Source organism: Burkholderia sp. HAN2018, assembly GCF_024704855.1.
Lineage (GTDB): Bacteria > Pseudomonadota > Gammaproteobacteria > Burkholderiales > Burkholderiaceae > Burkholderia > Burkholderia cepacia.
In genome coordinates, this window is the sequence record NZ_QOBB01000206.1 from 1 (window position 1) to 12,450 (window position 12,450).

The window sequence follows — 12,450 nt, forward strand, 5'->3', positions numbered from 1 at the left end:
CGACGCGGACGGCACGGTCGCCGCCGGGGTCGACCCCGGATGGGGCGCCGACGCACCATGCTGCGCGACCGCCGTGCCGCCGGATGCCGCGACGGGTGCGGACGCTGCCGCCGTACCCGATGCGCCGGATGCGCCGGATGCAGCGGATGCCCCGGCCGGTGCGAGTGCCGCGCCTGTCGCATCGAGCGCCGGCACGGTCAGCGTCGCACCGACTTTCAGGCGACTCGCGTCGTGCTTCATGAACGCCTGCGGATTGGCGTCGAACAGCGCGCGGCCGGCGCGCGCGAGCACACCGGGATCGCGCGACTGCGTGGCCGCTTTCGCGATGTCGTTCAACGACTGGCCGGGCTGGACCGTCACGGTAAGCGGCACTGCACCACCGGCAGCGGACGCCGGCAGTTCACCGGTGCCGGCCGCCCAGGCCGATGCGGTTGCGCCGAGCGCCAGGATCGCCAGCGCGCCACGCACGGCGCGCGACAGACGGGACTGACGCGGAAACAAGGAAATTCGGGACATCGTTGGCTCTATCGCCGCGCGTGGGCGCGGCTCGGATTCGCGGTTGAAAGCGTCAATAAAGTTGCCGCAGAAATGCAAAAGCGTCGCGTTGAACGCGACGCTTTCGGCGGGTCTGTGCGTCGTAACCGCGTAGTTTACTTCACGTGATCGGGTTCGGGCCGAATTCGTCGCCGATGGGTGCAACCGGCCGCGTTCGCGCGTCCGCGCGCCCGCCGGCCGGGCCGCTTCGATGCCAGGGTTCACATGGTGCGACCAGCGTTCCCGATCGATCGGAAGCACACCTCCCTCAACTGAAAGATGCCCGGCCGCATCCCGTCCCGAACGAATGGCGCGCCCCTTGCCGCTCACCCGGCGCCCTGCCCACTCCGGGGCTCGATGCTGCGCCACGACCGCGAAATCGGGCACGTTTGCTCAATAAATCGCGCCACCTGCCGTTAATGGATTAGCAATCTCCAATAAAAACAAATCCCGCCGATCACCAAAACAATTCAAATAAATTTCAATTGACCGATAAGAGGCCAATTCCCCTCTCTTATCGACGAATTCGACATCTTCACCCTCAATCCCCCGCCCCACAAGGCTTTCAAGCCTCACCTCAGTTTCATTGCTCATACGAAATCAATCATTTCGACAACAATTCAATTACATTACACAAAATTACACAGATCGAATAATTGCCGTCGCTACGATCGTCTTCAAACAAGAATCGGCGCAGTTCGACCACCGCGTACACACCTGCCGGAAAGGCAGGCACGCGCCTGGCCAGACTGACGTCGTGAGGTGCCAGGGAGGCATCGCGCAGTCGCACGACTGCATCTACTCACCAGCTCGTTACGGGGATCGAACATGGGCTATCAACAGGGTTTGAGCGGGTTGGCCGGCGCGGCGAACCATCTCGACGTGATCGGCAACAACATCGCGAACGCAAACACGGTCGGCTTCAAGCAGGGGCGCGCAAACTTCGCCGACATGTACGCGAATTCGGTTGCGACGTCGACCAACACGCAGATCGGCATCGGCACGCGGCTCGCGTCGGTGCAGCAGCAATTCGGCCAGGGGACGATCAACACGACGAAGTCGTCGCTCGACATCGCGATCAACGGCAACGGCTTCTTCCAGATGTCGAACAACGGCGTGACGACGTACTCGCGTGACGGCGTATTCCACCGGGACAAGAGCGGCGCCATCGTCGATTCGCAAAACCGCAACCTGATGGGCTATGCGGCAGGCCCGGGCGGCGCGATCAATACCGCGGCGACCGTGCCGCTGCAGGCGCCGACCAACAACATCGCCCCGCAGGCGACGACGAAGATCACCGGCCAGTTCAACCTGAACTCGCAGGACAAGGTGCCGGCCAAGACGCCGTTCAACCCGGGCGACAACACCACGTACAACTACAATTCGTCGATCCAGGTCTACGACACGCTCGGCGGCTCGCAGCAGGTGTCGATGTATTTCACGAAGAACGCGGCCGGCACCTGGCAGGCCTACGCGGGAGTGCAGGGCCAGACGCCGACGAATCTCGGCACCGTCACGTTCGACACATCGGGCCGGATCACCTCGACGACGTCGGCCGCCACCGGCCAGCCGACGCCGAGCCTCGGTCAGTTCGCGTTTTCGATCCCCAACGCGTCGGGCGGCGCCAATCCGCAGAACCTGACGCTCGACCTGGGCGGCACGACGCAGTTCGGGGGAAAGAGCGGCGTGACCAACCTCGCACAAGACGGCTTCGCGAGCGGCACGCTGACGACGTTCTCGATCGGCACCGACGGCAAGCTGACCGGCAATTATTCGAACGGCCAGAGCGCGGTGCTCGGCCTGATCGCGCTCGCGAACTTCAACAACCCGAACGGGCTCGAGAACATTGGCGGCAATCAGTATGTGGAAACCGCCGCGTCGGGCGTGCCGCAGATCTCCGCGCCGGGCAGCACGAACCACGGCACGCTGCAGGGAAGTGCGCTGGAAAACTCGAACGTCGACCTGACGACCGAGCTCGTGAACCTGATCAAGGCGCAGCGCGATTACCAGGCCAATGCGCAGACGATCAAGACCCAGCAGACTGTCGACCAGACGCTGCTGAACATGCGCTGACGCGCACATGAAAAACGCGCCGCGCCAGCCTTGATATCGTCAAGGCCGGCGCGGCGCGCCATCTTGTGCAACGCGGCCCGCGCATCGCGGGCCGGACACACGAGCTTACTTGTCGAGCAGGATGCGCAGCATGCGGCGCAGCGGCTCGGCCGCACCCCACAGCAGCTGGTCGCCGACCGTGAACGCCGACAGGTATTCGCCGCCCATCGCGAGCTTGCGCAGACGGCCGACCGGAACCGTCAGCGTGCCCGTGACGTTCGCCGGCGACAGGTCGCGCATCGACGCTTCACGCTCGTTCGGCACGACCTTCACCCAGTCGTTCGCCGACGCGAGGATGCCGTTGATCTCGTCGAGCGGCACGTCCTTGTTCAGCTTGATCGTCAGTGCCTGCGAGTGGCAGCGCATTGCGCCGATCCGCACGCACAGGCCGTCGACCGGGATCGAACCGGGCTCGCCCATCGCCGGCTTGCCGAGGATCTTGTTGGTTTCCGCGCCGCCCTTCCACTCTTCCTTCGACATCCCGTTGCCGAGATCCTTGTCGATCCACGGGATCAGCGAGCCGGCGAGCGGCACGCCGAAGTTGCTGGTCGGCATCGCGTCGCTGTTCATCGCGGCCAGCACGCGGCGGTCGATGTCGAGGATCGCGGATGCCGGATCGGCGAGCTGCTCCTTCACCGCGCCGTTCAGCGTGCCCATCTGCGACAGCAGTTCGCGCATGTTCTGCGCGCCCGCGCCCGATGCGGCCTGGTAGGTCATCGCCGTCATCCAGTCGACGAGGTTCTCGCGGAACAGGCCGCCGAGCGCCATCAGCATCAGGCTGACCGTGCAGTTGCCGCCGATGAAGTTCTTCGTGCCCTTGACGAGCGCATCCTTGATCACGTCGAGGTTGACCGGATCGAGGATGATGACCGCGTCGTCCTTCATCCGCAGCGACGATGCCGCATCGATCCAGTAGCCGTTCCAGCCCGCCGCGCGCAGCTTCGGGAACACGTCGTTCGTGTAGTCGCCGCCCTGGCACGTGATGATCACGTCGCACTTCTTCAGCTCGTCGACGTTGGTCGCGTCCTTGAGCGTAGTCTCGTTTTTCGCGAACGACGGCGCTTTGCCGCCCGTGTTGCTGGTGCTGAAAAACACCGGTTCGATCAGGTCGAAATCGCCCTCTTCCTGCATGCGCTGCATCAGGACGCTGCCGACCATGCCGCGCCAACCTACGAGACCTACGTTCATGACTAACCCTTTGATGGAGCTTCCCCGCCATTTCCGTCCCCGGTGTGACCGCGCGGGGAAATAGGCGGGCACGACGGACGATCAGCGTTTAATGATCGTTTTCGTGGTAATGGTTTTCGTGATGACGATGGCGCGCGCACCCGCACGGGCAATGTTGCCGTGGAGTTTCAAGACCGGGGAGATCAGGGAAATTTGCGCCATCGTTCGAGTCTACACAAAGCCGGTTGCCCGCACAACGGCCAACCGCGCGCGAACCGGCCGATTTCGCGGCCCGTTCGCGCCCTTTCTACTTGCTTGCGTTACAGCGCCGCGACCACCGCGTCGCCCATCGCCGTCGTGCCGACCTGCTTGCCACCCGGCGTCGCGATATCGCCCGTGCGGTAGCCTTGTTCGAGCACCGTTTTCACCGCGCGCTCGATGCGATCGGCCTGCTCCGCACGATTCAGCGAGTAACGCAGCATCATCGCGGCCGACAGGATCGTCGCGAGCGGGTTCGCGATGCCCTTGCCCGCGATGTCCGGCGCCGAACCGTGCGACGGTTCGTACAGGCCCTTGTTGTTCTTGTCGAGCGACGCCGACGGCAGCATGCCGATCGAGCCCGTCAGCATCGACGCTTCATCCGACAGGATGTCGCCGAACATGTTGCCGGTGACGATCACGTCGAACTGCTTCGGCGCCTTCGCGAGCTGCATCGCCGCGTTGTCGACGTACATGTGCGACAGCTCGACGTCCGCGTACTCCTTCGACACGTCGATCATGATGTCGCGCCAGAACTGCGACGTTTCGAGCACGTTCGCCTTGTCGACCGACAGCAGCTTCTTCGCGCGCTTGCGGGCCGCCTGGAACGCGACGTGCGCGATGCGGCGCACTTCTGGTTCCGAATAGCGCATCGTGTCGAAGCCTTCGCGTTCGCCCGCGAACAGGCCGTCCGGTGCGGCCCGCACGCCGCGCGGCTGGCCGAAGTAGATGTCGCCGTTCAGTTCGCGCACGATCAGGATGTCGAGGCCCGCGACCAGCTCGGGCTTCAGCGGCGACGCATCGACGAGCTGCGGGTAGCAGATCGCCGGGCGGAAGTTCGCGAACAGCTCGAGATGCTTGCGCAGCCCGAGGATCGCCTGCTCGGGGCGCAGCGCGCGCTCGAGCGAGTCGTACTTCCAGTCGCCCACGGCGCCGAACAGGATCGCGTCGGCTTCCTTCGCGAGCGCCAGCGTCGCGTCCGGCAGCGGATGACCGCTTGCCTCGTAGCCCGCGCCGCCAACCGGCGCCTGTTCGAGTTCGAACTTCTCGTCGAGTGCGTTCAGCACCTTCACCGCTTCATTGACGATTTCCGGACCGATGCCGTCGCCGGGCAGCACTGCAATCTTCATGCGAAATTCCTGACTGGATAGGTTTTATGAGGCAGGCCGGCGAGCGCGCCGCCGGCGCGCCCGCCCGAAAGGCACGTCAGCCGACCAGCTTGGTATTGAGCCACGGCTGCTTCACGAGGCGCTCGGCCTCGAACTGGCGGATCTTGTCCGCGTGGCGCAGCGTGAGGCCGATGTCGTCGAAGCCGTTCAGCAGGCAGTACTTGCGGAACGCGGTGATCTCGAACGGATATTCGCGGCCGTCGCCCGAACGCACGACCTGCGCGTCGAGGTCGATCGTCAGTTGAAAACCGTTGAACGCAGCCGTCTCGTTGAACAGGTGATCGACCTGCTGCTCGGTCAGCACGATCGGCAGCAGCCCGTTCTTGTAGCAGTTGTTGAAGAAGATGTCCGCGAAGCTCGGCGCGATGATCGCGCGGAAGCCGTACTGCTGCAGTGCCCACGGCGCGTGCTCGCGCGAGCTGCCGCAGCCGAAGTTCTTGCGCGCGAGCAGCACGGATGCACCCTGGTAGCGCGGCTGGTTCAGCACGAAGTCGGGATTCAGCGGGCGCTTCGAGTTGTCCTGGCCCGGCTCGCCGTGATCAAGGTAACGCCATTCGTCGAACGCGTTCGGACCGAAGCCCGTGCGCTTGATCGACTTCAGGAACTGCTTCGGGATGATCGCGTCGGTGTCGACGTTCTCGCGATCGAGCGGCGCCACGACGCCGGTATGCACAATGAATTTTTCCATGATCCGTCTATCCGGTTGAAGGGCCGGCGTTCAGCCGGCGCACATCGACAAATTCTCGGCGGGAATCGTCACTCCGCGGCGCGCTTCAGCGCATTGCCGGCGGCGTTGACGTCCTGCCCGAAGCCCTGGACGGTATTGCAGCCCGCAAGGCCGAAGCCCAGCCCCGCAAGCGCCAGCGCGGCAACCAGCCGCGTTATGACCTTCGATGCCGTCACGCGTTACCCCAGCTTGCGAATGTCGACGAAGTGACCTTCGATCGCCGCGGCCGCCGCCATCGCGGGGCTCACGAGGTGCGTGCGACCGCCCGCACCCTGCCGGCCTTCGAAGTTGCGGTTCGACGTCGACGCGCAGCGCTCGCCCGGATCCAGCCGGTCGGCGTTCATCGCGAGGCACATCGAGCAGCCCGGCTCGCGCCATTCGAAGCCGGCGTCCGTGAACACCTTGTCGAGCCCTTCGCGCTCGGCCTGCGCCTTCACGAGGCCCGAGCCCGGCACGACCATCGCGAGCCGCACGTTCGACGCGACACGCCGGTTCAGCTTCTTCACGACGTAAGCGGCTGCGCGGATGTCCTCGATGCGCGCGTTCGTGCACGAACCGATGAAGATCTTGTCGACCTTGATCGACTCGATCGGCGTGTTCGGCTCGAGCGCCATGTAGGCCAGCGCACGCTCCATCGCGTCGCGCTTGACCGGATCCTTCTCGCGTTCGGGATCGGGCACGCGACCGTCGATCGACGTGACCATTTCCGGCGACGTGCCCCACGTGACCTGCGGCACGATCTCGGCCGCGTTCAGCTCGACCACGCGATCGAACTGCGCGCCTTCGTCCGACTTGAACTGACGCCAGTATTCGACGGCCTGATCCCATTCCGCGCCGGTCGGCACGAACGGACGGCCCTTCAGGTAATCGATGGTCGTGTCGTCCACCGCGACCATGCCCGCGCGCGCGCCGGCTTCGATCGCCATGTTGCAGACGGTCATGCGGCCTTCCATCGTCAGCGCGCGGATCGTCGAGCCGCCGAATTCGATCGCGTAGCCCGTGCCGCCGGCCGTGCCGATCTTGCCGATGATCGCGAGCACGATGTCCTTCGCGGTACAACCGCGCGGCAGCGCACCCTCGACCTTCACGAGCATGTTCTTGCTCTTCTTCTGCAGCAGGGTTTGCGTGGCGAGCACGTGCTCGACTTCCGACGTGCCGATGCCGTGTGCGAGCGCGCCGAACGCGCCGTGCGTCGACGTATGCGAATCGCCGCACACGATCGTCATGCCCGGCAGCGTCGCGCCCTGCTCCGGCCCGATGATGTGGACGATGCCCTGGCGCACGTCGTTCATCTTGAACTGCGTGATGCCGAACGCATCGCAGTTCGCGTCGAGCGTGTCGACCTGCAGCTTCGAGACGGGATCGGCGATGCCGTGGCTGCGATCGGTGGTCGGCACGTTGTGGTCAGACACGGCCAGGTTCGCGCTGATGCGCCACACCGGACGCTGCGCGATCTTCAGCCCTTCGAATGCCTGCGGGCTCGTGACTTCATGCAGCAGCTGACGGTCGATGTAGAGCAAAGTCGTGCCGTCTTCCTCGGTGTGGACCACGTGGGTGTTCCACAGTTTGTCGTAGAGAGTCTGTGCCATGGGTATGCGGGGTCGTTGTGACTACAAGCCTTGCGGATGCGGTCGATTATGCCACGCAGAACGCGTCACGGCGCGGGCCGCACGCGAAAAAACCCATTAAAAACAGTGGTTTGGCTGGTAGTGCCAATACCTGTATCGGCATTACCCGGCAAATGCGGGCGCGCACGGCGCGGCGGCGGTTGCAGCCGTCGCGTGGGGTGCGTGTCACGGCGACACGCGACGGCTGGCCGCCTTCGCGGGGTCGGTATCGCGCTGCACGCAGAAGCGCTGCGCGTCCTCCGGCGAGTGGAAGCGGCCGTTGCGGAACAACACCCTTCGCTGCGACGTGTCGTGCAGCGACGGCGTCTTGAACGGCCCGTAGCTCGCGATTGCGCCGCACACCGGGCGCCCGGAACGTGAAGTCGTTCGGCGGTGGATGCCGCGAGTGCCCCGCAGCGTCAGCCGTTCGGGTATTCGCGGTTGATCAGGTCGAGCCGCAGCATCCCGAGTTGCACGCCGACGTTGCTCAGCAGGTAAAGATCGCGGCGCCGCAAGGCCGGCATCTGCGCGGACGCGTCGTAGAGCGACGGCAGCGTCAGGCCCGCCGGCACCGCGGCCTGCATCCCCGCGGTTTTCGACACGCGCACGGCAATCGACGCCTGATCCGAATGCGTGACGACACCGACGTTGCCGAGTGCCGAGGCCGAACCGGCCTGCCTGACGATCGCGGTTACGACGCCGTCGGGCGTCGGTATCGGGCTGCCGGCGGCCGGCGCCGGTGTCGCGATCGACGTCACGCCGGCCGTCAGCCCGTACTTCGACGCGAGCACGCTCGCGACTTCCTGCTGCGCAAAGATCCGCGCGGCGACCTTCCGGCGCAGCAGGAACACGGCGTCGGCAATCGCCTCGTTCACGGGGCCGGGCACCGGCGCGGCGCCCGACGACGGCGCGGCGCGACTGCCGAAAGCGAATGCGGCAATCGTGTTGATGGCCGTGGCCTGGACGGTCGGCGGCGTCCACGAGAAAAACGTCTCGAACAGGTAACCGGCCTCGTCGGCGGCGGCTGCGCGGTCGTTCAGTTCGTTCGTCAGCTTGCCGAGCATCTGGCGTTGCAGTTCGGCATCTGAAACGGGAGCGTCGCCGGCGAAGCCCGGCGTGCTGGCGGCACCGGTCGCGGCAAGCGCGGCAACGGAAGCGAGGAAATGGCGGCGGGTCTGCATGGTCATCGGAATCGGGAGAAAGAAAGTGCGTCAGCCCTTCGGGAACGCCTGCATCGTCGCGCCGACCGCGCGGGCGAGCATCTGCGCATACATGTCGTGCACGAGGTACAGGCTGCGGTTGCGCGTCCACGGCTGGCCCGACTGCGGGTCGTAGCGCGTCGGCAACGGCACCTCGGCAACCGCGGCCGCCTTCATGCCCGCCTGCTGCGAGGTCTGGATGCAGCGCTTCGCGTGATCCCGATGGCCGACCACCGCGACGCTGCCCATCGCGGCCGCGCCGCCCGCGCGCGACACGGCCTCGGCGGCCACGCCGGCCGTGCTGAGGTACACGATCGTGCCGTCGCTCGCGATCACGGGCTCGATCGACGACAGCACGTCGGCGCCCATCCCGTATTTCGACACGAGAAAGCGGGCGATCTCCCACTGCGCGTAGACCTTGACCGGCTTCAGTTGCCGAATGCGGTAGACGGCGTCCGCGAGCGCTTCGTTGACGGGCCCCGGATCGGGCAGCGCGGACTGGTTGCCGCCCGTGCTCGACGTATTGCCGCTTGCCGCGTTCGGGCGATTGCCGAAGCTGTACGCGACGATCGCGCCGGCCTGGACCGCCGGCATCGTCGGCAGGTCCCAGGCAAACCCGACGTCGGTCAGCGCCGGCTGGATCGCGCCGACCGTCGCGGCATCGCCGAGCTGCGCATTCAGCTTCGCGGACATCTGCGCGGCCAGCGCGGCGTCGGTAACGGGCATCGACGTGACGTCGTCGCCGCCGCATGCGCTCAGCAGCGGCACCGCCGCGACGGCCGGCGCGGCGGCCAGGAATTTTCTGCGTGAAGAAGCCAGCGGATTCAGTTTCATGAGAAATACGAAATGATGCGAATGACGTCGACGCGATACCTAGGCGTCGCATTCACGGTCACGGGAAATCGCAATCGGGCGAGTCGCGCAGGCGGCGACGGACGGCAGTACCGCAGCGCGGACCGAATCGCCGCGCTTCGGTCGATTGACGAGCCCGGATCGTAGTCGGCGTTTGTTAAATTGCGGTGAAGCTCGCGAGCCAATACGCGCAATCTCGTCGTTGTTTCGCGGATGGATGCCTGCGTTTCACATAGGGTGAGCGCCTGCGCGATTCGTTCCACGGATGGCGATCATGCGCTCCGCGCTCCGCGCGACTTCCCGGCATGACGCGCTACGATCGCGCAACGCACATGGGCAATCCCCACGCCCCGGACCCGGAGTACACCACGATGAAGCTCGGCCTGAACGAATCGCTCGCCCGTCTCGACGAAGAAGGCACGCTGTTCACGACGCTGTTTCGCCACGGCACGCTCGACGTCGAGCTGTACCGGCCGCGCATCGAAGACAAGCAGAAGCCGCACACGCGCGACGAGGTCTACGTGATTGCCACCGGCACGTCGCACTTCGTCGTCGACGGACGCGAATGCGCGGTCGCGGCCGGTGACGTGCTGTTCGTCCCGGCACACGCCGACCACCGCTTCACCGGCTTTTCCGGCGACTTCTCGACCTGGGTGTTCTTCTACGGCCCCGAGGGCGGCGAGCGCGGCGCGTAGCGCGCGATGGCGATGCGCGGCACTTTTCCCGCGATCGCCTAGACTGTCTATTCGCAGCGGGCGGCGCGCGACGCGCGGCCGCCCGATCGTCACGATGCCGGTGGCGGCCGCTTCAACGAACGGGAAAACAGCATGCGATACGAACTGTATTACTGGCCCGAGATCCAGGGCCGAGGCGAATATGTGCGGCTCGCGCTCGAGGCGGCGGAAGCCGACTACGTCGACGTCGCGCGCGAATCGGGGCGCGGCATGGGGGTGCCGGCGATGATGCGCATGATGGACAGCGCGAAGGCGGAATGCGTGCCGTTTGCGCCGCCGTTCCTGAAAGCCGGCGACCTGGTGGTCGGGCAGACCGCGAACATCCTGCTGTTTCTCGGCGCGCGGCTCGGGCTCGCGCCGGACGACGAAGCCGGCCGGCTGTGGGTGCACCAGCTTCAGTTGACCGTGGCCGATTTCGTCACCGAGATCCACGACACGCACCATCCGATCGCAAGCGGCCTCTACTACGAGGACCAGCAGGCGGAAGCCGCCGAGCGCGCGGCCGATTTCCTCGAAAACCGGCTGCCGAAATTCCTCGGTTACTTCGAGCGCGTACTCGACCAGAACCCGCACAAGAGCGGCTACATCGCCGGCCATACACTCAGCTATGCGGACCTGTCGATGTTCCAGTTGATCGAGGGGCTGCGTTACGCGTTTCCGAAAGCGATGAAGCGCGCGGAGCGGAAAATCGCGGCGCTGGTCGCGCTGCACGACCGCGTCGCGGAGCATCCGCCGGTGGCGCGCTATCTCGCGTCGGAACGCCGCATCCCGTTCAACGACATGGGCATCTTCCGGCACTATCCGGAGCTGGACAAGTAACGCCGGCACCGCATCCGCGCCGCCTCGGGCAGGGCGGCCGATGCCCCGCTCACGCGACGACCGGCGTCTCGTGCAAATGGCGCCACACGATCAGCCCGTCCGCCTCGCGCCGGAACACGACCGTCGAGCGCCGCACCGTGCGCTGCCCTTGCGCGTCGGTCTGCGTCTCGCGATAGCCGATCGTCGCGCCATCGGACCACACGGCAAGCCCGCGCAACTCGTCGATGTCGATCACCAGCCCGGGGCGCGCGCCGAGCCCGTGTGAAAACAGCGCATCGATGCCCGCGTAATCGAGCACCGTGCCCGACATCGTAATCATCGAAAATCCCGGCGAAAAGCGCGCCATCAGCGTCGCGAGCCGCTCGGGGCCGGCACGGCCGGACAACCAGCACGCGATGTCGGCAACGGTGTCGACGACTTCCTTGAAATACGGATTCGGCAAATTCATAAGGCTCTCAGGTTCTCACGAGTGGGATGAAACGGGTTGCGCGGCCGGCGCACGGTATGCGGGAAGCCGCGCAATCAGGCCCAGCGGCAGCAACGTCAGCAGGGCCGCCAGCCCGAAGCACCAGCGGTACGGCGCGAGCGACGGCCCGCCCGCGTCGAACGCCAGCAACGCATTGAGTGCGCTGCCGAGCACGGCCACGCCGACGCAGAAGCTCAACTGGCGGTTGATGTTCCACAGCGCGCTCGCGTCGCCCATCCGGTCGGCAGGCACATCGACGAACGCCGCGCTTTGCGACGTGCTCGTGCACAGGCTCGCGCCGAACCCCATCGCCGCGAATGCCGCGATGCGCACGGCTTCGACGCCGGCCCAGGGGGTCGCGAGCAGTGCGATGCCGACGCAATCGATCACAATGCCGCTCGCGAACAAGGGCTTCGCGCCGTGGCGCGCGAAGCAGCGGCGCGTGGTCGCGATCGCGAAGCACGCCGCGATCGCCCACGGCAGCATCAGCGCGCCGGCATGCGCAGCGCTCAACCCGAGCGCGTTCTGCAGATAGAGCGACGCGACGAGGTTGACGCCCGTGAAGATGCCCGGCACGCACAGATAGACCACCACGCCGGTTCGCAGCAGCGGCTGGGCGAGCAGGCGCAGGTCGACGACCGGCGACAGGGCGCGACGCGCATGCGCCGCATAGCGTGCGCCTGCCGCGCTCGCGACGGCCAGCATCGCAAGCGGGAATACCGCGCCGCCGGGCTGCCCCGCGGCGGTCAGCCCGAGCAGCAGCGCGACGAGCGTGACCGCACTCAGGCCGAGCCCCGGCCAGTCGA

General features: G+C 66.0%; 16 protein-coding genes. 3 read left to right on the forward strand and 13 right to left on the reverse strand.

Annotation, left to right across the window (positions count from 1 at the left end; all coding sequences use genetic code 11):
* Window positions 1–921: FimV family protein (locus DPV74_RS32760; protein ID WP_374709006.1), on the reverse strand; the 921-nt coding region annotated here is incomplete at its 3' end.
* Between the two features lie 6 nt (window positions 922–927).
* Window positions 928–1,128 (reverse strand): hypothetical protein, encoded by a 201-nt coding sequence (locus DPV74_RS32765; RefSeq protein WP_155633554.1) that lies wholly within the window; start codon window positions 1,126–1,128, stop codon window positions 928–930.
* A 234-nt stretch (window positions 1,129–1,362) separates the two neighbouring features.
* Here DPV74_RS32765 and flgE point away from each other — a divergent pair, with 234 nt between their 5' ends.
* Complete coding sequence (gene flgE, locus DPV74_RS32770) at window positions 1,363–2,607, forward strand: flagellar hook protein FlgE (protein WP_048022078.1); 1,245 nt, start codon at window positions 1,363–1,365, stop codon at window positions 2,605–2,607.
* Between the two features lie 105 nt (window positions 2,608–2,712).
* On the opposite strand, the gene asd is transcribed toward flgE, so the two are convergent.
* The 9 genes from asd to DPV74_RS32815 form a co-directional block, all read right to left on the reverse strand.
* On the reverse strand, window positions 2,713–3,834 hold the full coding sequence (gene asd, locus DPV74_RS32775) for an aspartate-semialdehyde dehydrogenase (protein ID WP_027791140.1): 1,122 nt from the start codon (window positions 3,832–3,834) through the stop codon (window positions 2,713–2,715).
* An 81-nt stretch (window positions 3,835–3,915) separates the two neighbouring features.
* Window positions 3,916–4,035 (reverse strand): hypothetical protein, encoded by a 120-nt coding sequence (locus tag DPV74_RS32780; protein ID WP_021158720.1) that lies wholly within the window; start codon window positions 4,033–4,035, stop codon window positions 3,916–3,918.
* A gap of 98 nt (window positions 4,036–4,133) precedes the next feature.
* Entirely contained in the window at window positions 4,134–5,201 is a 1,068-nt protein-coding gene (gene leuB, locus DPV74_RS32785; protein WP_021158719.1) for a 3-isopropylmalate dehydrogenase, read from the reverse strand.
* Between the two features lie 76 nt (window positions 5,202–5,277).
* Window positions 5,278–5,928: a 3-isopropylmalate dehydratase small subunit gene (gene leuD / locus DPV74_RS32790; protein ID WP_091920015.1), complete on the reverse strand. Its 651-nt coding sequence runs from the start codon at window positions 5,926–5,928 to the stop codon at window positions 5,278–5,280.
* A gap of 68 nt (window positions 5,929–5,996) precedes the next feature.
* On the reverse strand, window positions 5,997–6,143 hold the full coding sequence (locus DPV74_RS32795) for an entericidin A/B family lipoprotein (protein ID WP_027791137.1): 147 nt from the start codon (window positions 6,141–6,143) through the stop codon (window positions 5,997–5,999).
* A 3-nt stretch (window positions 6,144–6,146) separates the two neighbouring features.
* Complete coding sequence (gene leuC / locus DPV74_RS32800) at window positions 6,147–7,556, reverse strand: 3-isopropylmalate dehydratase large subunit (RefSeq protein ID WP_021158716.1); 1,410 nt, start codon at window positions 7,554–7,556, stop codon at window positions 6,147–6,149.
* A gap of 204 nt (window positions 7,557–7,760) precedes the next feature.
* On the reverse strand, window positions 7,761–7,937 hold the full coding sequence (locus DPV74_RS32805; RefSeq protein WP_240440051.1) for a hypothetical protein: 177 nt from the start codon (window positions 7,935–7,937) through the stop codon (window positions 7,761–7,763).
* Window positions 7,938–7,993: 56 nt separating this feature from the next.
* Window positions 7,994–8,755: a Tat pathway signal protein gene (locus DPV74_RS32810; protein WP_119338687.1), complete on the reverse strand. Its 762-nt coding sequence runs from the start codon at window positions 8,753–8,755 to the stop codon at window positions 7,994–7,996.
* Between the two features lie 30 nt (window positions 8,756–8,785).
* Complete coding sequence (locus DPV74_RS32815; RefSeq protein ID WP_059694006.1) at window positions 8,786–9,607, reverse strand: hypothetical protein; 822 nt, start codon at window positions 9,605–9,607, stop codon at window positions 8,786–8,788.
* A gap of 389 nt (window positions 9,608–9,996) precedes the next feature.
* Here DPV74_RS32815 and DPV74_RS32820 point away from each other — a divergent pair, with 389 nt between their 5' ends.
* On the forward strand, window positions 9,997–10,320 hold the full coding sequence (locus DPV74_RS32820) for a cupin domain-containing protein (protein WP_059694337.1): 324 nt from the start codon (window positions 9,997–9,999) through the stop codon (window positions 10,318–10,320).
* A gap of 132 nt (window positions 10,321–10,452) precedes the next feature.
* Window positions 10,453–11,178: a glutathione S-transferase gene (locus DPV74_RS32825; protein WP_027791132.1), complete on the forward strand. Its 726-nt coding sequence runs from the start codon at window positions 10,453–10,455 to the stop codon at window positions 11,176–11,178.
* Window positions 11,179–11,227: 49 nt separating this feature from the next.
* On the opposite strand, the gene DPV74_RS32830 is transcribed toward DPV74_RS32825, so the two are convergent.
* Both DPV74_RS32830 and DPV74_RS32835 read right to left on the reverse strand, forming a co-directional pair.
* Window positions 11,228–11,626: a DUF4440 domain-containing protein gene (locus DPV74_RS32830; protein ID WP_119338685.1), complete on the reverse strand. Its 399-nt coding sequence runs from the start codon at window positions 11,624–11,626 to the stop codon at window positions 11,228–11,230.
* A 15-nt stretch (window positions 11,627–11,641) separates the two neighbouring features.
* On the reverse strand, window positions 11,642–12,450 hold an 809-nt coding region (locus DPV74_RS32835; RefSeq protein WP_119338686.1), incomplete at its 5' end, for an MFS transporter.